The organism is Sinosporangium siamense (assembly GCF_016863435.1).
GTDB classification, from domain to species: domain Bacteria; phylum Actinomycetota; class Actinomycetes; order Streptosporangiales; family Streptosporangiaceae; genus Sinosporangium; species Sinosporangium siamense.
This window is the reverse complement of record NZ_BOOW01000020.1, coordinates 348,434-368,465: the sequence shown is the minus strand read 5'-3', so window position 1 is coordinate 368,465 and position 20,032 is coordinate 348,434. Positions and strand designations below refer to the sequence as shown.

20 protein-coding genes and 1 tRNA gene are annotated in these 20,032 nt (G+C 68.3%); 17 read left to right on the top strand and 4 right to left on the bottom strand.

Features of this window, described 5'->3' with window-relative positions; all coding sequences use genetic code 11:
- Positions 1-16: 16 nt before the first annotated feature.
- The 15 genes from Ssi02_RS17000 to Ssi02_RS16930 all read left to right on the top strand — a co-directional run bounded on the left by Ssi02_RS17000 (position 17) and on the right by Ssi02_RS16930 (position 12,734).
- Positions 17-595 carry a hypothetical protein gene (locus tag Ssi02_RS17000; protein WP_204026535.1) on the top strand — a complete coding sequence of 193 codons (579 nt, stop codon included), beginning with the start codon at positions 17-19 and terminating at the stop codon, positions 593-595.
- 3 nt (positions 596-598) lie between these two features.
- Positions 599-1,558, top strand: coding sequence for a nucleoside triphosphate pyrophosphohydrolase (locus Ssi02_RS16995; RefSeq protein WP_204026533.1), 960 nt, complete (start codon positions 599-601; stop codon positions 1,556-1,558).
- A 134-nt stretch (positions 1,559-1,692) separates the two neighbouring features.
- Complete coding sequence (eno, locus tag Ssi02_RS16990; protein ID WP_204026531.1) at positions 1,693-2,970, top strand: phosphopyruvate hydratase; 1,278 nt, start codon at positions 1,693-1,695, stop codon at positions 2,968-2,970.
- 266 nt (positions 2,971-3,236) lie between these two features.
- Positions 3,237-3,665 carry an FtsB family cell division protein gene (locus tag Ssi02_RS16985; RefSeq protein WP_204026529.1) on the top strand — a complete coding sequence of 143 codons (429 nt, stop codon included), beginning with the start codon at positions 3,237-3,239 and terminating at the stop codon, positions 3,663-3,665.
- Complete coding sequence (locus Ssi02_RS16980) at positions 3,658-4,182, top strand: DUF501 domain-containing protein (protein ID WP_204026527.1); 525 nt, start codon at positions 3,658-3,660, stop codon at positions 4,180-4,182. Before Ssi02_RS16985 ends, Ssi02_RS16980 begins: the two co-directional genes overlap by 8 nt.
- 41 nt (positions 4,183-4,223) lie before the next feature.
- Entirely contained in the window at positions 4,224-5,153 is a 930-nt protein-coding gene (locus tag Ssi02_RS16975; protein ID WP_204026668.1) for a Ppx/GppA phosphatase family protein, read from the top strand.
- A 217-nt stretch (positions 5,154-5,370) separates the two neighbouring features.
- The gene (locus tag Ssi02_RS16970; RefSeq protein ID WP_204026525.1) at positions 5,371-6,402 is read left to right on the top strand and encodes a hypothetical protein; all 1,032 of its coding nucleotides are present in this window, start codon (positions 5,371-5,373) and stop codon (positions 6,400-6,402) included.
- Positions 6,403-6,537: 135 nt separating this feature from the next.
- Positions 6,538-7,332 (top strand): uracil-DNA glycosylase, encoded by a 795-nt coding sequence (locus tag Ssi02_RS16965; protein ID WP_204026522.1) that lies wholly within the window; start codon positions 6,538-6,540, stop codon positions 7,330-7,332.
- Between the two features lie 164 nt (positions 7,333-7,496).
- Positions 7,497-8,828: an NAD(P)/FAD-dependent oxidoreductase gene (locus Ssi02_RS16960; protein ID WP_204026666.1), complete on the top strand. Its 1,332-nt coding sequence runs from the start codon at positions 7,497-7,499 to the stop codon at positions 8,826-8,828.
- A 106-nt stretch (positions 8,829-8,934) separates the two neighbouring features.
- Positions 8,935-9,444 carry an ACT domain-containing protein gene (locus Ssi02_RS16955; protein WP_204026520.1) on the top strand — a complete coding sequence of 170 codons (510 nt, stop codon included), beginning with the start codon at positions 8,935-8,937 and terminating at the stop codon, positions 9,442-9,444.
- The gene (locus Ssi02_RS16950) at positions 9,441-10,076 is read left to right on the top strand and encodes a peptide deformylase (protein WP_204026518.1); all 636 of its coding nucleotides are present in this window, start codon (positions 9,441-9,443) and stop codon (positions 10,074-10,076) included. Before Ssi02_RS16955 ends, Ssi02_RS16950 begins: the two co-directional genes overlap by 4 nt.
- 65 nt (positions 10,077-10,141) lie before the next feature.
- A tRNA-Leu gene (locus Ssi02_RS16945) sits at positions 10,142-10,214 on the top strand.
- A gap of 612 nt (positions 10,215-10,826) precedes the next feature.
- Positions 10,827-11,609 carry a Bax inhibitor-1/YccA family protein gene (locus Ssi02_RS16940; RefSeq protein WP_204026516.1) on the top strand — a complete coding sequence of 261 codons (783 nt, stop codon included), beginning with the start codon at positions 10,827-10,829 and terminating at the stop codon, positions 11,607-11,609.
- Positions 11,610-11,963: 354 nt separating this feature from the next.
- On the top strand, positions 11,964-12,197 hold the full coding sequence (locus Ssi02_RS16935; RefSeq protein ID WP_204026664.1) for a DUF4287 domain-containing protein: 234 nt from the start codon (positions 11,964-11,966) through the stop codon (positions 12,195-12,197).
- 126 nt (positions 12,198-12,323) lie between these two features.
- Positions 12,324-12,734 (top strand): PPOX class F420-dependent oxidoreductase, encoded by a 411-nt coding sequence (locus Ssi02_RS16930; RefSeq protein ID WP_204026514.1) that lies wholly within the window; start codon positions 12,324-12,326, stop codon positions 12,732-12,734.
- Between the two features lie 90 nt (positions 12,735-12,824).
- Here Ssi02_RS16930 and Ssi02_RS16925 read toward each other — a convergent pair whose 3' ends face one another.
- The 3 genes from Ssi02_RS16925 to Ssi02_RS16915 form a co-directional block, all read right to left on the bottom strand.
- Entirely contained in the window at positions 12,825-14,048 is a 1,224-nt protein-coding gene (locus Ssi02_RS16925) for an acetyl-CoA C-acetyltransferase (RefSeq protein ID WP_204026512.1), read from the bottom strand.
- Positions 14,049-14,357: 309 nt separating this feature from the next.
- Positions 14,358-15,704, bottom strand: coding sequence for an outer membrane protein assembly factor BamB family protein (locus Ssi02_RS16920; RefSeq protein ID WP_204026510.1), 1,347 nt, complete (start codon positions 15,702-15,704; stop codon positions 14,358-14,360).
- A 53-nt stretch (positions 15,705-15,757) separates the two neighbouring features.
- A complete protein-coding gene (locus Ssi02_RS16915) occupies positions 15,758-16,741 on the bottom strand; it encodes an SGNH/GDSL hydrolase family protein (protein ID WP_239128977.1) in 984 nt (327 codons plus the stop codon).
- Between the two features lie 134 nt (positions 16,742-16,875).
- Here Ssi02_RS16915 and Ssi02_RS16910 point away from each other — a divergent pair, with 134 nt between their 5' ends.
- A complete protein-coding gene (locus tag Ssi02_RS16910) occupies positions 16,876-18,249 on the top strand; it encodes a cystathionine beta-synthase (RefSeq protein ID WP_204026508.1) in 1,374 nt (457 codons plus the stop codon).
- A 233-nt stretch (positions 18,250-18,482) separates the two neighbouring features.
- Here Ssi02_RS16910 and Ssi02_RS16905 read toward each other — a convergent pair whose 3' ends face one another.
- Positions 18,483-19,628: a sensor histidine kinase gene (locus Ssi02_RS16905; protein ID WP_373870154.1), complete on the bottom strand. Its 1,146-nt coding sequence runs from the start codon at positions 19,626-19,628 to the stop codon at positions 18,483-18,485.
- A 133-nt stretch (positions 19,629-19,761) separates the two neighbouring features.
- On the opposite strand from Ssi02_RS16905, the gene Ssi02_RS16900 reads away from it, so the two are divergent.
- Positions 19,762-19,968 carry a hypothetical protein gene (locus Ssi02_RS16900; protein WP_204026504.1) on the top strand — a complete coding sequence of 69 codons (207 nt, stop codon included), beginning with the start codon at positions 19,762-19,764 and terminating at the stop codon, positions 19,966-19,968.
- Positions 19,969-20,032 lie beyond the last annotated feature (64 nt).

The following is a 20,032-nucleotide window of genomic DNA, read 5'->3' as shown; positions in this document are numbered from 1 at the left end:
TCGGAAGGGAACGTTAGTGAAGTCGATGCGAATCGCTCTGGGGGCCGCGCTGGCCGGGCTGGCGGTTGCGGGCTGCGCTCCGGTGCAGGCCGGCGCCGCCGTGATCGTGGGTGACCAGCGCGTCTCGATGAACGAGCTGACGGACAAGGTCACCGAGTTCGAGGCCGCCGCCGCCAAGGCCGCGCAACAGCCCCAGGTCCCCTCGGTCAAGGACGGCGTCCTGCTGCAGCTCGCGCAGATGAGCCAGTTCTCCCAGGTGCTCAAGAAGGCCGGCGTCTCGGTGACGCCCGGCGAGATCGACGCCTTCATCGGCGCGCAGGGTGGCCCGCAGCAGGTCGAGCAGGTGCTGCTCCAGCGTGTGGTGCCGCCCTCGGAGAACAGGCGTTTCGTCGAGATCTCCCTCGGCGCCAACAAGCTACTCGCGAAATACGGCGGAGGCACCGACGAGGCCGCACTCCAGAAGGGCCAGGCCCAGGTCGCCAAGGACCTTGAGGCAGTCAAGATCACGTTCAACCCGCGTTTCGGCACCCTGGACCCGCAGCGCGGTTTCGTCGACGCCGGCCGCTTCAGCGTCGCGCCCCAGCCGAAGTCCTGATCCATGTCCCTGATCGTCGTCACAACCTCGCCCCGGGTGGCCCCCGGGCTGCTCAGCCACCGGGCGTGGAGCGTGCTGCGCTCGGGCCGGGTGCTCACCGGCTCGGGCGACCATCCGCTCCTGCCCTACCTCGCGGAGGCCGGTGTCGAGGTCGAGGTCGTCGAGCCGCGCCCGGCGGCCCTGCTCGGTGAGGCCGCCGCGGGCGAGGTCGTCTGGCTGGCCATGCCTGAGGGCGAGGAGGACCTGATGCGCGCCGTCGGGCACGCGGCCCTCGCCATGGACGATCCGCCGGCGATCGAGATGCTGCCGGGCTCCTACGACCTTCCGGGGGCGCGGATGCTCGACCTCGTCGGGGTGATGGACCGGCTGCGGCGGGAGTGTCCCTGGGATGCGAAGCAGACGCACGCCTCGCTTGTGCCATACCTCGTCGAGGAGGCATATGAGGTGCTGGAGACGATCGAGGGCGGCGACGAGGCCGAGCTGCGCGAGGAGCTCGGCGACCTGATGTTCCAGGTGGTCTTCCACGCCCGGGTCGCCGCGGAGCGCGACGACGGGTTCGACCTCGACGACGTGGCCGACGTCATCGTGGCCAAGCTGAGACGCCGCCACCCGCACGTGTTCGGCTCGGTCAGCGTGTCCGGCGCCGATGAGGTCGCCGCCAACTGGGACGCGATCAAGGCCGCCGAGCGGGCCGCCAAGGGGCGCGGCTCAGTGCTCGACGGTGTTCCGGCCGGTCAGCCGGCCCTGTCGCTCGCCGCCCAGATGCTTGGCCGCGCCGAGCGCGCGGGGGCGCCCGCAGCTCTGGCGCAGGATGTCGCCCACGGCCTCGGCCATGAGCTTTTCGAGCTTGTACGCCGTGCGCGAGCCGCCGGACTCGACCCAGAAACCGAGCTGCGCGCCGCCGCCCGCGTCTATCGCGAGCGGGTGCGCGAGTGGGAGTCGGGGGAGCCCGAAGCGGGTTGAGGCAGCTCCTCCCGCTCCGCGGGGGAGGGCCGTGGTCCGCCGATCGACGTGCCACCGAAGGCCGATAGGCTGCGGTGGCAAACCGCCCGCCAGGGCCTGGGTCTCCCAGGCTGAGACTGCGACAGGAGCACTCCGTGGCTTCCATCGAGGCCGTTACCGCCCGTGAGATCCTCGACTCCCGAGGCAACCCCACGGTCGAGGTCGAGGTTCTGCTCGACGACCACAGCACCGGCCGTGCCGCCGTGCCGAGTGGTGCTTCCACGGGCCAGTTCGAGGCCGTGGAGCTCCGGGACGGTGACGAGCGCTACGGCGGCAAGGGCGTCGAGAAGGCCGTGCTCGGCGTCACCGACGAGATCGCCGACGAGATCATCGGCCTGGACGCCGAGGAGCAGCGCATCCTCGACCAGATCATGATCGATCTCGACAACACCCCCAACAAGGCGCGTCTCGGCGCCAACGCCATCCTCGGGGTGTCGCTCGCGGTCGCCAAGGCCGCGGCGGAGAGCGCCGACCTGCCGTTGTTCCGCTACCTCGGCGGCCCCAACGCGCACCTGCTGCCCGTGCCGATGATGAACATCCTCAACGGCGGCGCGCACGCCGACAGCAACGTCGACATCCAGGAGTTCATGATCGCGCCGATCGGCGCGACGACGTTCTCCGAGGCCGTGCGCATGGGCACCGAGACCTACCACGCGCTCAAGAGTGTGCTCAAGGGCAAGGGCTATGCCACGGGCCTCGGCGACGAGGGTGGTTTCGCCCCCAGCCTGCCGAGCAACCGCGACGCGCTCGACCTGATCCTCGTCGCGATCGAGAAGGCGGGCTACGTCCCCGGTGAGGACATCGCGCTCGCCCTCGACGTGGCCGCGACCGAGTTCCACAAGGACGGCGTCTACACGATCGACGGCAAGGGCATCGACGCCGACGCGCTGATCGCCTTCTACGCCGACCTGGTCGACTCCTACCCGCTGGTCTCCATCGAGGACCCGCTGGACGAGGACGACTGGACCGGCTGGAAGTCCATCACCTCGGCCCTCGGCGGCAAGGTGCAGATCGTCGGCGACGACCTGTTCGTCACCAACCCCGAGCGGCTCGCGCGCGGCATCGCCGACGGTGCGGCCAACGCGCTGCTGGTCAAGGTCAACCAGATCGGCACGCTCACCGAGACCCTCGACGCCGTCGAGCTGGCTCACCGGTCGGGCTACCGCTGCATGATGAGCCACCGCTCGGGCGAGACCGAGGACACGACGATCGCCGACCTCGCGGTGGCGGTCAACTGCGGCCAGATCAAGACGGGTGCCCCGGCGAGGTCCGACCGCGTGGCGAAATACAACCAGCTGCTGCGCATCGAGGAGCTGCTCGACGACGCGGCGCGTTACGCCGGTCGCGCGGCGTTCCCGCGCTTCCAGCGCTAGCCGCGGCAGCGCCGGTCGCCGTCCCCGGCCCGGCCCGGCCCAAGGTGCTCGCGTGGTTGGATCCCGATCGATTGGGGTGCGCTGCGCGAGTCGCCTTGAAGGTGGGATGTGGTTCGGCGTCTTATATGGGGAGGCGTCTTATATGGGGAGGAGTGCGGCATCTGGCCGCGTGCCAGGGGTCCGCACGGCTTCGCCGTAGACATACACGCCCTCGGGGGAGCACCGCTCCCCCGGGACGGCGGCGGCTGTGAGGGGGCACCGGAGCCATGAGCAAGCGACCGCAGTTGACCGGCCGGGCCGCGGTGCTGGCCCTGGTGGTCTGCGCCATCGCGATGAGCCTGGCCTATCCTGTGCGCGAATACATCGCCCAAAGGCGGCAGATCGCCGAGCTCCAGCAGCAGCGGAACGACGCCCTCAGCGAGCTCAACACCCATGAGCGGCGCAACCTGCAGTTGCAGGACCCGAGCTACCTCAAGCGCGAGGCCAGGCGCAGGCTGCATTATTGCGGGCCCGCGCCGGAGAAGTGCTACGTCGTCCGCGACGACGGCGCGCGGCCGGGACCGGCCGGAGCCGGTCAGGTGCGCGAGATCGAGAAGGCGCCGTGGTATCAAACGCTGTGGGAGTCGATCGAGGCGGCCGACAAGGGCACAGGCCGCAAAGCTCAAACCGGAGAGTCCGAAGGTGGAAGTGGATAGCAAGGACGTGACAGCGGTCGAGCGGCAGCTCGGCCGGCCGCCGCGCGGGCTGCGGGCGGTCGCCCATCGTTGCCCCTGCGGGCTGCCCGACGTGGTCGAGACCTCGCCCCGGCTGCCCGACGGATCGCCGTTCCCCACGCTCTACTACCTCACCTGTCCCAAGGCCGCCTCCGCCATCGGCACCCTCGAAGGATCGGGCCTGATGCGGGAGATGCAGGAGCGCATCGCCGGCGACCCCGAGCTGGCCGCGGCCTATCAGGCCGCCCACGACGACTACATCGCCCGCAGGGACAAGGCCGCCGCCCTTGAGGGCGTCGAGCCGCTGCCCCGCGACATGCAGAGCACCGGAGGCATGCCCACCCGGGTCAAGTGCCTGCACGCGCTGGTCGGGCACGAGCTCGCGGTGCCGGGCGTCAACCCGTTCGGGCGGGAAGCGCTCGACCTGCTGCCGGAGTGGTGGGCGGACGGCCCGTGCGTGTCCGCCGACACCGAATCCGAGCCCGGCCCCTCCTCTTGAAGAGGAGCTTGAGACAGACGACGAAGCCTGGAGGCGACAACGTGAAGCGCGTGGCGGCGATCGACTGCGGCACCAACTCGGTGCGCTTGCTGGTGGCGGACATCGAGGGTGACGGCCTGACCGAGCTCTCCCGGCGCATGGAGATCGTACGGCTCGGCCAGGGCGTCGACCGCACCGGCCGCCTGGCCGCCGAGGCGCTTGACCGCACGTTCACCGCGATGCGCGACTACGCCAAGGTGATCGCCCAGCACGACGCGGAAGCCGTGCGTGTGGTCGCCACCAGCGCGACCCGCGACGCCGCCAACCGCGACGAGTTCGTCGCGGGGGTCAAGGAGATCTTCGGGGTGGAGCCCGAGGTTGTCACCGGGGCCGAGGAGGCACGGCTGTCCTTCGTCGGGGCCACGAAAGATCTGGTCGCGGCCGGGGTTCCCGCGCCTTCGCCGTACCTCGTGGTGGACATCGGCGGCGGGTCCACGGAGTTCGTCGTGGGGGCAGGCGACGTGGACGGCGCGTTGTCGGTGGACATCGGGTGTGTGCGGCTGACCGAGCGCCACCTGAAGGCCGCGGGTGACCCGCCGCCGGCGGAGGCCGTGGCGGCGGTGGCCGCGGACATTGACGCGGCGCTCGACCAGGTCGCCGCGCATGTGCCGGTGGGGGAGGCGCGCACGCTGGTCGGGCTCGCCGGATCGGTCACCACAGTGGCGGGCATCGCCCTTGAGCTGCAGGAATACGACGCCGAGCGGCTGCACCACGCTGTGATCTCGGCGGGCGAGGTGCGCGAGGTCACCGAGCGGCTGATCGCGATGACACACGCGGAGAGGGCCGCGATCTCCGTCATGCACCCCGGCCGGGTCGATGTCATCGGCGCCGGAGCCATGATTCTTAATCAAATCGTGACCAGGTTTGGGTTTGACCGGGTCGTGGTGAGTGAGCATGACATTCTCGACGGGATCGCCTGGTCCCTTGGGTGAAATGTCACGATATGGGAACTTTGTCGCCATGTGTGAGTATTGATCATTAAACCCCTTCCGTGCTTAGGTAATGACGCTTTAAGTGAGGCTTTGCCGTGGGGCCCGGCACAGCAGTGCTGGGGCGGCAACCGTCTCGAAGCAGTTACCTCACGGAACAGGGGATTACATGAAGTCCTCAGCACTGCGGCGTGTATTCGCCCTTGGTGCAGGTGTGACCATGGCTGCGTCCATGGTCGCCGGTGTGCTCTCCGCCCCCGCAGCCGCGGCGAGCGCAAGTGCCAAGAGCAAGCCCATCGTCAAGGTGGGCACGCCGAAAGCATCTCCCAGGAATTACGAGGGCGAGTGCCCTAAGAAGGTCACCTTCTCCTCAACGGTCAAGCTCAAGCTGAAGGGCAAGGCCAAGGTCCAGTACCGCTGGATCTACGACGACGGCAGCAAGAGCGCCGTGCGTTCGTTCACCGCGAGGGGCAAGGGCACCACCAAGTCCTACACCCTCCGCAAGACCGCCAAGTTCACCGGGGACTCCGAGGGCTGGTATGCCCTGCAGGTCGTGGCGCCGCGCAAGGTGACCTCCAAGCGGGGGTACTACAGCGTGACCTGTGAGGCGGACGACCCGGATTACGGTAAGGACCGCGTCGAGGTCAGCCTGTCCGCCGACCAGGGTGGCTACTCCGGTCCGTGTACTCCGACCCAGCCCAAGATCGGTTTCACCGGCACCGTCCGGGTGTACGGCGGGACCGAGTGGGTCACGTACCGCTGGCTCAAGAACGGCGACGTCGTCGACTCGGGCTCGGCCCGCGCGGACGAGTGGACCAAGCTGCAGTACTCCTTCAAGCCGTCCGCCAGCGACAGGGGCTGGGTCTCGCTTGAGGTCGACCACCCGCACTACAAGCGGGTCGTCTCCGACCGCGAGTACTACTCGGTCAAGTGTGAGGGTTCGTCCAACGACGTGTCGGCCAGCGTGAGCGCCCCCGCCGACTACAAGGGCTCCTGCCCGGCGACCCGCACCTTCACCGGCAGCATCACGCACAACGGCTCCGGCAAGGTCTCCTACCAGTGGATCGGCGAGAACTACACCGGTCCGATTCGCGAGCTGGACTTCTCCGGCTGGGGCTCGAGCACCAAGAGCGTCGCCGACGAGCCGGTGAGCACGAGCTCCAACGTGTGGCGCAAGCTGCGTATCCACTCGCCGAAGTACGTCGAGTCGAACGCCGCCACCGCCAAGGTGGAGTGCGAGACGCCTCGCTAAGCTCGCCTGACCCCGGGCCGTGCCCGGCGGGAAAGTGAGTACGGATAGACACGCATGACATGGGATGGGCGGTGCCTTCTGGCGCCGCCCATCTTCGCGTTGGTGGGCCCCGGCCGGTCTTGGCAGGATCGGAGGATGAGCTATGTACTGCCGGGCACCGGCTGGCCCGAGGATCCCGCCTCGCCGAGCACCCCCGTCGCCCGCGACGCGCGGGAGGTGGCCGAGCTGGCCGGCGGCAGCCGTACTCTCGCGGAGTTGACCGCGCGGCAGTCTGTGTGCCGGGCGTGTCCCCGCCTGGTGGAGTGGCGGGAGGAGGTCGCGGACGTCAAGCGGAGGGCCTTCGCCGACGAGGTCTACTGGGGGCGGCCGGTTCCGGGGTGGGGGGAGGAAAATCCGCGCATTCTTCTGGTGGGGCTGGCGCCGGCGGCACATGGGGGTAACCGTACGGGGAGAATTTTCACCGGAGATCGCAGTGGGGACTGGTTGTTCGCCTCCTTGCACCGGGTGGGGCTCGCGGCCCAGGACACCAGCGTGCGGGCGGGGGACGGGCAGCGGCTGATCGGGGCCAGGGTGGCGGCCGCCGTGCGCTGTGCGCCGCCGGCCAACAAGCCCCTGCCGCAGGAGCGTTCCACCTGCGCGCCGTGGCTCCTGCGGGAGCTCGCACTTGTCGCCGGAGGGCTCAAGGTGGTGGTCGCACTGGGGTCTTTCGCCTGGCAGGCGGCATGGGGGGCGCTCAAGGAGGTCGGATACGAGCTGCCGCAGCGGCGGGCGCCGTTCGGGCACGGGGTGGAGGTGGCGGTCACGCGGGGGGCGGAAGAGCTCACGCTGATCGGGTGTTATCACCCAAGCCAGCAGAACACCTTCACCGGGCGTGTCACAGCTCACATGTTGGATGCAATCTTCGCCAGGGCCAGGGATGTTGCGATGTGAAGCGGATCATAGAGGAAAGTTCTGCGATCTTTCTGGGTGAAAGGTCCGACTTGCCTACCGTTTCGAATAAATTTTGCAGAAGTTAATAGGGGGGCGGATTGGCGCCAATGGGCGACCGTCGCGTACGCTTGTGAATGCTTTCACAAGCACTTCAACGGATGGGCATGGCAGTGAACGGCAACGGTAATCACATCCTCATCGTCGGCGGCGGATACGTCGGCCTCTACACGGCATTGAGACTCCAGCGGCGGCTGCGCAAGGAGCTGCGCGATGGAAGTGTGCAGATCACGATCGTCGACCCGCAGTCCTATATGACCTATCAGCCCTTCCTGCCCGAGGCCGCCGCGGGCAACCTCTCGCCCCGCCACGTCGTCGCCCCGCTCCGCCGGGTGCTCCCGCGCGTGCGGATCCTCAACGGCAAGATCACCAAGGTCGACCACGACGCCAAGACCGCCACCTTCGAGCCCATCGAGGGCGAGCCGCGCGACCTCTCCTACGACGTCATCGTGATGGCCGCCGGGTCGGTCTCACGCACCCTGCCCATCCCCGGCCTGACCGACATCGGCATCGGCTTCAAGACCATCGGCGAGGCGATCGGCCTGCGCAACCGGGTGCTGCACCAGATGGACCTCGCCGAGTCCACCGACGACCCCGAGCTGCGCCGCCGCGCCCTCACCTTCGTGGTGGTCGGCGCCGGTTTCGCCGGCGTCGAGGCCCTGGCCGAGCTTGAGGACATGGCCAAGGACTCCACGCGCTACTACAGGAAGATCACGCCCGCGGACCTGCACTGGGTGCTGGTCGAGGCCACCAACCGCGTGCTGCCCGAGGTCGGCCCCGAGATGGGCAAGTGGACCCTCGACCAGCTGCGTGAGCGCGGCATGGACGTGCGCCTGGAGACCCGCCTCGAGTCCTGCGTCGGCGGCGAGGTGCGCCTCTCGGACGGCACGACCTTCGAGGCCGACACCCTCGTCTGGACCGCGGGCGTCAAGCCGAGCACGGTCGTGGCCGACAGCGGCCTGCCCGTCGACGAGCGCGGCCGCGTCAAGACCACGACGCGCCTGACCGTGGCCGGCACCACCGGCGCCTTCGCCGCCGGCGACGCGGCGGGTGTGCCCGACGTGACCAACCCCGGGCAATATTGCGCGCCCAACGCCCAGCACGCGGTGCGCCAGGCCAAGGTGCTCGCCGACAACATCGTCCGCCACCTCAACGGGCAGGAGCTCGTGGAATACCGCCACAAATACGTTGGTTCGGTCGCCGGGCTGGGCTTGCACCAGGGTGTGGCCAACGTCTACGGGGTGAAGCTTCGCGGATTGCCTGCGTGGTTCATGCACCGGACATACCATCTGTCGCGGGTGCCCACGCTAAACCGCAAGGTCCGCGTGGTCGTGGACTGGACCCTCGCGCTCTTCTTCCGCCGCGAGACCATCTCGCTCGGTGAGATCCACCGGCCGCGCGAGTCCTTCAGGGACGCGGTCGCGAGCAACAACCGCTGACCCGCGCGAGTACGGCTCGCATCCACCCGCGTGGGCGTGAGCCGTACCACCCGTGGTGGAGTCGTCGTGCGGCCCTCTCGCAGGGGTGAGTGGAGGAGTGCCAAGGGTGGGGCTGCTCGCTGTCACGGTGGTGGGGGCCGACAGGCCGGAGGTGATCCCCGAGGTGAGCGGTGTGCTCGCGGGGGCGGACCTGGACATCCGCGAGGCGACGATGACGCGGCTCGGGGGATATGCGGTCATGGTGCTTCTGGTGTCCGGCGACGCCTCCGCCGAGGAGGTGCGGCGGCGTGTGGCGCCCTTGCCGGGAGTGGTCGCCACCGTCGTCGGCCTGGGGGAGCGGCTCGGCGGGCAGGACCAGGGCCTCGGATATGTGCTCAGCGTCCACGGCCCCGGGCGTCCCGGTGTGCTCGCCGCGCTCAGTGCCGTGCTCGCCGACGCCGGCGGCCGGATCACCGCGTTCAACGCGGGGCGCAGCGGACGTTCTCACGCGCTTGTGGCCGATGTCTGCCTGCCCGGCCATGTCGATGTAGCCCGCCTGATGTGCAGACTGACGGCGACAGGTGCGGGCTTCGGGTCGGAGATCGCCTTTCGACCGGCGCGGCTGGAGGTTATGTGACCGGCATCGACGTTCCAGAGGGCGGCGATCTTCCTGAGGGCACCGGCGTTTCCCAGGGCGCCGATGTTTCTCAGGGCATCGCGCGCAGGGTGCTCACCGTGCCGCATCCTCTGCTCACCGAGCGGGCCCGCCCCGCCGATCCCGGCGACCCCCGCACGGCGGTCGCGGTGGCCGACCTTCTCGCCACGCTGCGGCGGCTCATGCCGTACACCGGGTTGTCCGCCCCCCAGATTGGCATGCCGCTGCGGATCATCGCCTTCGACGTCTCCCGCCACCCCCACGCCCGTTCGTGCGCGGGTGAGGTCGTGCTTCTCAACCCCCGTCTGGTGGCCGCCTCCCGCTGGGAGCCGGGCCGCGAGGGGTGTGTCTCCGTCCCCGGGTTCGCGGGGGGCACCGTACGCGCCGCGCGGATCAGTGTCCGGGGGGATCTTCCCGGCGGCGCCTCCGTCACCGTTCACGCGGACACCGTTGAGGCGCGTTGTGTGCAACATCAACTCGATCATCTCGACGGCACACTTTTCCTCGATCGTATTAGTGAAGCGGGGGCGTTCCATCCGGCATGGTTAGGCACTGCCGTCCCTGCCCTGACTCGTCCGGAGGCATCACAGCCCGCCCCGATGCGCGGCTCGTGATCATGTGTGGCGCATGATGCGAAGTTGTGCTCCTCGTAAGAGGGTCAGTTACGTATGATTGCGGCGCCCCCGTAGCCCAATGGCAGAGGCAAACCCCTTAAAAGGGTTGACGTGTGGGTTCGAGTCCCACCGGGGGCACCGTCCGGCTTGTCCGTACACGCGCCCGTGACCTGCGAAAACACGGTCACGGGCGCTGTCATGTAGCGGCGGGTAACAAAGCGATGCGGATGGGTGCTCGGGGGGCTGGAGCGAATTCGCGGGGGTGTATTCGTGGTCGACCCCGGTCGTTTTGTAAATCGTTATCTTTCAGCTCTCTCCTCGGGTAACTCGCGCATATGTCCTGATACGCGGCCAAACCTGCCCGCCTTCCGTTTCCAGGCTTGTTGGCGGGCGCAGGGAGTGGAACGGTGTGGGAGCGTTGCAGGGTGCGTGAAGGGACACGCGCGGAGGGCCGGTACGGCGGAGCCGGGCGGTTGGCGGAGTGCGTCCTCTGCCTACCGGTACGGCGGGAGATGCGGCGTTCGCGGCTGAGGTGGTGGGGCCGGAGAAGTCGCTGGTGCGATCGGGAACCACGCAGCGACGCCATGCGTTGGCCATGTCGGCGAGAGCTATGCCTAATCGCTTGCCTCTGAAGGTCGGGCGCGGGAAGCTTTCGCTGGCTCAAGGTGAAGATAGATATCAGCGTGAGACGGCCGCGTGACGCCCGATCCCATAATCTGATCGCGTTTAGGTCGCAGCGTGGAGGCAGCGATGGAGAGTAAGAACCCGGTTTTCCGGCGACAGGCCTACGGCCATCAAGGGGGCGCCGCCCCGGTGCCCAGCTCGGCGCAGCTCCAGGAGATGTACGACTCGCCGTCGTATGTGCAGCCCACCTACCGGACGATGACCATCGACGACGTCGTGGTCCGCTCGTTCATGACCCTCGGCACCCTCGTGGTGACGGGTGCGGCGGCGTGGGTGCTCAACGTCCCGCTCTGGGCCGGTGTGGTGTCCGCCATCATCGGCATCGTGCTCAGCTTCGTCGTGATCTTTAAGCAGAAGGTCAGCCCGCCGCTGGTCCTGGGTTACGCCGCGTTCTACGGCGTGTTCGTGGGTGTCATCAGCCGCACCTTCGAGAGTTTCTACAACGGCATCGTGCTGCAGGCGGTGATCGGCACGGCGCTGGCGTTCGCCGGTGTGCTCGCGGTCTACGCGCTGCGCATCGTGCGGGTCACGCCGAAGCTCGTCCGCTTCGTCGGGGCCGCCGCGGTCGGCGCCCTCGGCCTGATGCTGGTCAACTGGGTCGTCGGCTTCTTTGTGGCGGGTGGCATCGGCATCCGCACCGACAACCCGCTCGGCTGGATCTTCAGCGTCGCGATGATCCTGCTCGGCTGCTTCTTCCTGCTCCTCGACTTCGCCGAGGCGGAGGAGGCGGTCAAGAGCGGTGCTCCGGCGAAATATGCCTGGATGTGCGCGTTCGGCCTCACGCTGACCCTGGTCTGGATCTACCTTGAGGTCCTCCGCCTGATCAGCTACTTCTCGAGCAGCGACTAGTCTCCCACCCGCGCGGCGACCGGCGTCGACATCCGGGCCGCTCTCCGGGAGACGCTCAGCGCACAGGCATGTGGAAGGGCCCCGCCTCGGCGGGGCCCTTCCGGCGTCTCCACGGGGTTTCCACCGTGATCGAAATGGCTACCGGCCCGATCGGGTGAGGCATCTCTAGGGGATTTTCTCCACGAATCTTCGCAAGAGTGAGACATCACTTCTCTGTGGGCGAGGCCTGGTGTTTTCAGGAGAGAACGCCAGATGATCTACGCCGCGTCAGCAAATGGCTGCCCCTTGAGGTCTTGTCATTCCTGGAATCGTGAGGCAGTGTCGAGCCAAGGAGCTTCGTCCGTGGAGGTGCCCATGTCGTTGAACCACTCACCGGAGACGCAGAGCAAACTGATCGCGCGAGTCCCTGTGGTCACGGGACGCGAACTCCCCGAGTGGTTCCAAGCCTTGGACAACGGCCCGTCCTTCATCCGGTGCGGTGAACGAGCCAACTGGCTCGCCGACGAGCACGGTCTGTCCCACGGCTACGCGGCCGCCATCGTGCACGAGCACGAGCGTCGCCGCCGTACCCGTATGGGCTTCGTGTAACCCGAACCCCTGGCCCACGCAGCGCCGATTCCTCGCAACCAGTCCAGGTACACACGTCCAGGTAACACACAGAGTCCCCGAACCCCCCAGCGCCCACACCACACGGTGTGGGCGCATGATTGTTTTATGGAACTAGACAAGGCACGCGAGTTCGTCCGGAGCAATCCCCGGGCGGTGATGTTGACCTATCACCCGGATGGACGGCCGCAGATGTCACCGGTGACCATCGGCATGGACGAAGAGGGCTATGCCGTGGTGAGCACCCGGGAAACCGCGATCAAGACCCGCAACATTCGCCACAATCCCAAGGTGGTGTTCTGCGGGTTCACCGAGAAGTTCTTCGGGCCGTGGGTGCAACTGGAGGGAACCGCGGAGATCGTGCCGCTGCCGGAGGCCATGGAGCACCTGGTCGAGTATTACAGGCGGATCTCCGGCGAACATCCTGACTGGGCGGACTACCGTGCCGCGATGGAACGCGAACGGCGTGTGATCGTCAGGGTGACTCTCGACCGGGCGGGGCCGGACGTCTTCGGCTGAGATGGACCTGTGGAACGGTTACCCGGGGCCGGTGGTCCCGGGTATGCCCGTCCGGGGAACGGCCGCCTGGAACGGTTGCCCGGAGGAGCCCTAGGTCAGCCGCTCAAGCACAAGCGCCATGCCCTGGCCTCCGCCGACGCACATGGCCGCAAGGCCGATGCTCTTGTCGTGGAACGCGAAACTGTTGATCAGGGTGGACGTCATGCGCGCTCCCGACATGCCGAAGGGGTGGCCGACGGCGATGGCGCCGCCGTTGACGTTGAGCCGCTCGATGTCGATGCCAAGCTCCTGATAGCACGGGATGACCTGGGCGGCGAACGACTCGTTGATCTCCACGAGGTCGACGTCCCCGATGGCCATGCCCGCCCTGGACAGGGCACGCCGTGACGCCTCGACCGGGCCCAGCCCCATGATCTCCGGGGAGAGGGCGGACACACCGGTCGACACGATGCGGGCGAGCGGGGTGATGCCGAGCTCGGCGGCTCTGAGGTCGCTCATGATGACGAGTGCCGCCGCCCCGTCGTTGATCGGGCAGCAGTTGCCGGCGGTCACCGTGCCACCGGGGCGGAAAGCCGGTTTGAGCTGCGACACCACCTCGTAGGTCGTGCCCGCGCGGGGGCTGTCGTCCCTGGAGACGACGGTGCCGCCGGGCAACGTGAGCGGGGTGATGTCGTTCTCCCAGAAGCCGTTGGCCAGGGCCTTCTCGGCGAGGTTCTGGGAACGCACGCCGAACTCGTCCTGTTCGCGGCGGGAGATGCCCCTGAGCGCGGCGAGGTTCTCGGCGGTCTGGCCCATGGCGATGTAGAGATCCGGGAGCAGCCCGTCCTCCCGCGGATCGTGCCAGAGGTCACCCCCGCCCTCGGCGCCGAGGGCGGTGCGGGCCTCGGCCTCGGCGAAGACGGGGTTGGTCGTGTCCGGCCACGAATCGGAGTGGCCACGGGCCTCGGCCCGCGTGACCGCCTCGACTCCGGCCGAGATGAACACGTCGCCCTCGCCGGCCTTGATGGCGTGATAGGCCATGCGGGTGGTCTGGAGGGACGAGGCGCAGTATCGGTTGATCGTGACGCCCGGCACCGTGTCGAGCCCGAGCAGCACCGCGACCACACGGGCCAGATTGAAGCCCTGCTCGCCGCCGGGCAACCCGCAGCCCAGCATGAGGTCGTCGATCTCGGCAGGGTCTAGCTGAGGGACCTTGGCGAGGGCCGCCCGGACCATCTGGGCGGTGAGGTCGTCGGGGCGGATGCCGGTGAGCGACCCCTTGAAGGCGCGGCCGATCGGTGACCGCGCCGCCGCGACGATGACTGCCTCGGGCATGTGGCTCTCCTGGGTGAAAGTCGCCTGGAGTGCACTTCCTCCACCTGGCACGACCGATTGCGGGGTGTGTGGTGGTGAGTGGGCGGGTGAAGTGCACGCCGCTGGATGTGCCGGGGAGGAAGAGCACATGTTCCTGATCGCGAGGCTACCAATGGGTAGCCGGGCATTCACCCCTCGGGGCCGGAAAGGCAGCGTGTCATGTCATTTGGAAAAAGCCCCGTCGTGTCATGGCGCATTTTGACAAAGCCCCACGGCCGGCGAGGCCCACCCGGACGGACGCCGGCATAGGAACACCCACGATGGCCGGGCCTAGCCGTACATTCCGGGGAGGCTGGGGCTGCCGTCCTTGACGCCGTGGAGCGTGCCCTTCTCGTCCCGCCAGATTCGCCAGCCCTCCTGGCTGCCGGTGAACCACGCGGGTGGAGGAGACGGGGTGGCGACCCGCTTGCCGCTCGCCAGATCGAACTCGCAGAGAGCGGCCACCGAGTAGAAACCGGACGGCTGCCTCGGCAGCGGCAGCGGCTTGGGGTCGGTCTGGCAGAACGACCAGCCGTGCTGCCCCTTCACCGGCATGGGCCTGCCGCTCGCCATGTCATAAGCGCTGCCCTGGCTCCCGTGCTTGAGGAAGCCCATGCGCTCCATGCCCGTCGGGAAGGCCAGCCACCAGCCCGAACCCGGCACCTGGGCCGCGCCGATCTGGCCCATCACCCGCCCGGTGTCGGCGTCGAGCCGGGCGAATCCGCCGTAGGCGCCCGCCGGGTCGACGGGGCGCACCACCGGGGCGAACGCCGGGCTGCCGCTCGGGTAGACCCGCACCACCGAGGGGCGCATCCAGTTGACCGTGCCGTCGGCGAGCTTGACGGAGAACAGCCCGAAGCCGGATGTGCGCTTCGTGCGGGGATTGGTGTAGGGAGCGAGATAACCGACCAGGTTGTCGCCCGTCGCGCCGAAGGCCCACCCGCCCGACAGGTCGAGGTTCTTGCCCAGGGCCTGGTCGATGGGCTGCTGCCAGATCAGCTTGCCGGTCTTCAACTCGTAGGACTCAAGCACGGGGTTGGCGGCGAGCCGCAGCAGGATCACCCGCCCCGCGTCGGACCACTCGACCTCGGCGACCCCGGGGATCTTCCAGATCGTCTTGCCCGTGGCCGGATCGAGCACCACCACTCGCGCGGCGGACAACGCCGTGTGCTCCGACACGCAGAAATAGGGCCCGCAGCGCTGGGGCCCGAAAGTCGAGTGCACCGGCCGTGTCCACAGCGTGCTTCCGGTGCGGGCGTCGCGGGCGTGCAACGTGGCATTCCACTTGCCCTGCTTGGCGGGGTCTATCGCGGCGATCACCGCCTTCGAGCCCGCCGTGGTGATCGCGGGGGCAGGGACACCCATGCCGGGGAGCCGCCCGGCCATCGTCGCGGGGTGGGTCCACAGTGTCTTGCCCGAGGCCAGGTCGAGGGCCACGGTCGACAGGCTGCCGTCCGGCCTCATCGAGGTTGCGGTCGCGGTGCCGGCCGCGACCGCGACCCGGCTGACCGGGTTGATCGAGGAGTTGGTCCAGGTGGGAAGCTGGGCAGTGGCCGCGTCACTGCCTGCGCACGCGGCCAGGAGCATGACACCGGCGAGTGAGAGGGCCGGAGGCACATAAGGCCGTATCACGGTCATTCCACTCCAAATTGGGGGTGCTGTGACGGCCCGAGCGCGGAGGGTGACCGGCATTAGGCGTTGTCAGGCACAGACCAGGGCATCCGGCGGAGCATCTTCGCCCACCGTCCGTGGGGGCCGAACGCTCGACCGGCGACCCGGGTCGCGGTGACCTCCGTGCCGGATTCCTCCGCGGCCATCGCCGCCGCTAGATGAATCGGTTGTGAGCCTTCGCTGCGCACGGGTTGTGTTTGCGGCCACAACCCCAACGCCGCGCATACAGACGGTAGCACCGCGTAAGCAGCGCGTTGGTAACCTCGGTCAGATGGGTGAAATCCATCGGGTCCGAACATTACGTGGGGATATGTCGCGAACTCCGGGCCCAGGACATCCGCGAAGGCCACCGTACGTCCCCCCGCCTCCACCACGGCGACCGTCTGCGCGGCGGCGAGCTGCCGGCTCCACCGCCGGGTGACCCAGCGCAGCGGCTGGGCGATCGGCCGGACCGTTCCAAGGTCGGGGCAGGTGCCCACCACGACCTCCGCCCCCGCCTCGCGGAGCCGCGCCACCGACGCCGCGAGATGGCGTACGGCTCTCGCCGGCATCTTCTGCGTCGTCACGTCGTTGGCCCCGATAAAGATCACCGCGATGTCGGGCTCCTCCCTGAGCGCGGCGTCCACCTGAGCGACCAGCTCGACCGACGACGCACCCGACTCGCCGAGCACCACGAGCGACACCGGCCGCTCGGACAACGAGGCGAGCCCCTTGGCCAGAACCACCCCGGGGGTCTTGGCCGGGTGGTCCATCCCGAGCCCCACCGACGTGGAATCACCCAGCATGACGAGCTTGACCGGGTCTCCGGGGAACTCGCCGTACACCCCGTCGGCCCTCGGGCCCTTCATGCCGTGCGGCCGTCCGATGACCTTGCGGGCGAGCATTGCCTCCGCGATCAACAGGCCGTAGGCCGTCATGCCCAGCGCCGTCAGCCCGCCCCCGCCGACAGCGGCGGCGGTGGCGATGCGGCGTGCGGCCCGCGCCACACTTGGCGTCCAGATCAAGGGCGGCGCCTCCCTGCCAGGTCACGACGGTAGCGTTTGATGTGAAAAGTAGCCGAGTCCCCTCCACCCCCTGGGGAGCTCGGCCCGAGCTGGCCGACAAACTTCGGCAAGGTTTCTAAGAAGGTGTCCACGCTGTGCGCATTTACGATTCGCTGATTGAGTTGATGGGGAACACCCCGCTGGTCCGCTTGCGCAAGGTGACGGCCGGCCTGCCGGCCCAAGTCGTAGCGAAGGTTGAATATTTCAACCCGGGCGGATCGGTGAAGGACCGCATCGCGGTACGCATGATCGATGCGGCGGAGAAGTCGGGCGCGTTGCGCCCCGGCGGCACGATCGTCGAGCCGACCTCCGGTAACACCGGCATCGGGCTCGCGATGGTCGCGCAGGAGCGGGGCTACCGATGCCTGTTCGTGGTGCCCGACAAGGTGGCGCAGGACAAGATCTCGGTCCTCCGGGCCTATGGGGCGGACGTGGTGGTCTGCCCCACCGCTGTCTCCCCCGACCATCCGGACTCCTACTACTCGGTTTCCGATCGCCTCGCGCGTGAAGTCCCGAACGCCTGGAAACCCGATCAATATTCCAATGCGGAGAACCCCAACTCCCACTACCACTCCACGGGGCCGGAGCTGTGGGAGCAGACCGAGGGGCGGATCACGCACTTCGTCGCGGGGATCGGCACAGGGGGCACGATCAGCGGCACCGGACGTTACCTCAAAGAGGTCTCCGGCGGGCGAGTGAAGATCATCGGTGCCGACCCCGAGGGGTCCGTTTACTCGGGCGGCACCGGTCGTCCGTACCTCGTGGAAGGTGTGGGCGAGGACATCTGGCCCGCGACCTACGACACGACCGTTTGCGATGAGATCATCGCCGTGGCCGACAAGGACTCCTTCGGGATGACCCGGCGGCTCGCCCGTGAGGAGAGCCTGCTCGTCGGCGGCTCCTGCGGCATGGCGGTCGTGGCGGCCCTCCGCGTCGCCGCCACCGCCAAACCCGACGACCTGATCGTCGTCCTGCTGCCGGACGGCGGGCGCGGTTATCTGTCGAAGATCTTCAACGACGAGTGGATGGCCGACTACGGTTTCCTCACCGAGACCAGCGACGAAGGGCTCGTCCGCGACGTCCTCGGCCGCAAGGGCTCGGCCATGCCGGAGTTCGTGCACGTCCACCCGCACGAGACGGTCAACGAGGCCATCGCCATCATGCGGGAGTACAGCGTGTCGCAGCTTCCCGTGATGAAGGAGGAACCGCCGGTCATGGCGGCCGAGGTCGTCGGGTCCATCATCGAGCGCGAACTCCTCGACGGCCTCTATCGGGGGCGTATTCGCGGCGACGATCCCATCTCCGGCCACATGTCCCAGCCCCTTCCCATGATCGGCGCCGGCGAGCCCGTCTCCCGTGCCGTCGAGGCTCTGGAGAAAGCGGACGCCACCGTGGTCCTCGACGACGGCAAGCCCGTCGGCCTCCTCACCAGGCAGGACCTGCTGGGCTTCCTGGCGACCAACGCCTGACGGCCGCGGCGCGCCTCCCGTCCAGGGTGGGCAGGCGCCCCGGCCGCCGGGGTGCCTTACCGTGCTGCCCGCCGGGGTGTGCTGCTGTGCTGTCCGTTGAGGTGCCCCGCCGCGCCGTCCTGCCGTTCCGGTGCCGGGAGGTGCCGGCGGCCGGGCTGCCCTCCAGGCGGTTGCAGCAGGCTTCCGTACGGCCGGTCATAAGCGGCCCAGGCCGCCTCGATGTACGGCGGAGCTCACACGGGGAACTCCGCCATCACCTGCCAGGCGCCCTCGGGGGTGCGCCCGGCGGACAGGCGACCGCCGAGGGCTTCGACGCGTTCGGTCATGCCGACCAGGCCGAAGCCGCCGCCAAGGCGGGAGAACTTGCTGTCGACGGCTGAGCCGTAGTTGCGCACACGCAGGCGGAGCCGGCGTTCGGTCCGGTGGAGGTCGACCTCCACCCAGCCGGTGGCGGGGGCGTGTTTGCGCACGTTGGTGAGGGACTCCTGAAGCACCCGGTGCAGGGTGGTCATCACCTCGGGGGCGAGCTGGGCCTCTGTGACGCCCATGCCGATGTCGAAGGCGACGTTGGGGCCGTTCTCGGAGAAACGTTCGACCAGGACGCGCAGGTCCTGGAACGAGGTCCCGGGGGTGCGTGCGGCCTCGTCGGCCCGGAGCACCCCGACGAGGCGGCGCATGGAGGTAAGGGCGTCGGTGCCTGAGGCGGCGATGGCGTCGAGGGCGGGGAGCACGGCGTCGGGTTTGTATTCGGCGACCGTCCTTGCGGCCTGGGCCTGGACCACGATGCCGGTGATGTGGTGGGCGACTAGATCGTGCAGCTCGCGGGCGAGCTCCAGGCGCTCGGATCGCCGTACGGCCCTGACGGCGCTGCGGCGGCGCTCCTGCTGAAAGCGGAGATATCCCCCGATCCCAGCGGCGCCGGCCCAGCCCACGAAGTGCAGGAACGCGAAGATCAAGTGATTCGTCTCCGCACCGCCCGACCGGGTGGCGGCGGAGACCTGGAGCACGATCATAGACAGCGCGGCGAGGAAGACGGCGTTCCTGATCGGCTCCACCCAGCGGAGCACACCGATGGTCAGAATGCCGATGGCGATGGTTTCCGAGAATCCCGGCAGGCCGTAGGAGCCGTCGATTCCCGCCACGAAGGAGACGATCAACGAAACCACTAGGACGATGAGAAACCCGGCGATCCGCACCCGCCGCCGAAAGATGACGGCGGCGGTGGCGACGATCCCGCTGAAGGCCAGGAGACCTTGGAAAAGGTTAAACCTCACATAGAGCATGTCGAGAAGAAGTGCCATGGCGAGCACACTGATCATCGCCAGCTCGCTGAGCCTTCTGATCCATTCCACGATGCGATGCGTGTCCGCCACGGACATTGAGCTTAGGCCGGAAGTGCAATGCTCATATCAACCGTTCGGCCGACCCTCCCATTGCCCAACCCCACCTTCGGCCGACGTGCGCTAACGCCTCTTTGACGCAAGATTGAAGACGTCGAAGGGGGAAGGAAAAATGACCGTCATCGCGATCGTCGCTCTGGCCGTGGGAACCTTGATCGTCACCCTGTGCGCCCTGGCGGACCCGGTGCTGCTGTCCCGCATCAACGGCGAGGACACCAAGGGGTCGAGTGGCCGGCACATCCCGGTTTCCCGGCACTCGGCCGACGTCGTGCGGCTGCCGCTGCGCGGCGAGAGCGTCTGCGGGACCCAGGCCGCCTGAGAACGATCCCATACAGCCAGGAAATCCACCTACTTTCTGTGACCGGTACGGCACAAGCCGAACG

Excerpts from the sequence above, each read along its gene's own strand:
- Ssi02_RS16995 (WP_204026533.1), top strand. The coding sequence starts at position 599 with ATGTCCCTGATCGTCGTCACAACCTCGCCCCGGGTGGCCCCCGGGCTG.
- Ssi02_RS16985 (WP_204026529.1), top strand. The coding sequence starts at position 3,237 with ATGAGCAAGCGACCGCAGTTGACCGGCCGGGCCGCGGTGCTGGCCCTG.
- Ssi02_RS16970 (WP_204026525.1), top strand. The coding sequence starts at position 5,371 with ATGGCTGCGTCCATGGTCGCCGGTGTGCTCTCCGCCCCCGCAGCCGCG.
- Ssi02_RS16965 (WP_204026522.1), top strand. The coding sequence starts at position 6,538 with ATGAGCTATGTACTGCCGGGCACCGGCTGGCCCGAGGATCCCGCCTCG.
- Ssi02_RS16960 (WP_204026666.1), top strand. The coding sequence starts at position 7,497 with ATGGCAGTGAACGGCAACGGTAATCACATCCTCATCGTCGGCGGCGGA.
- Ssi02_RS16940 (WP_204026516.1), top strand. The coding sequence starts at position 10,827 with ATGGAGAGTAAGAACCCGGTTTTCCGGCGACAGGCCTACGGCCATCAA.
- Ssi02_RS16935 (WP_204026664.1), top strand. The coding sequence starts at position 11,964 with ATGTCGTTGAACCACTCACCGGAGACGCAGAGCAAACTGATCGCGCGA.
- Ssi02_RS16930 (WP_204026514.1), top strand. The coding sequence starts at position 12,324 with ATGGAACTAGACAAGGCACGCGAGTTCGTCCGGAGCAATCCCCGGGCG.
- Ssi02_RS16925 (WP_204026512.1), bottom strand. The coding sequence starts at position 14,048 with ATGCCCGAGGCAGTCATCGTCGCGGCGGCGCGGTCACCGATCGGCCGC.
- Ssi02_RS16920 (WP_204026510.1), bottom strand. The coding sequence starts at position 15,704 with ATGACCGTGATACGGCCTTATGTGCCTCCGGCCCTCTCACTCGCCGGT.
- Ssi02_RS16905 (WP_373870154.1), bottom strand. The coding sequence starts at position 19,628 with ATGTCCGTGGCGGACACGCATCGCATCGTGGAATGGATCAGAAGGCTC.
- Ssi02_RS16900 (WP_204026504.1), top strand. The coding sequence starts at position 19,762 with ATGACCGTCATCGCGATCGTCGCTCTGGCCGTGGGAACCTTGATCGTC.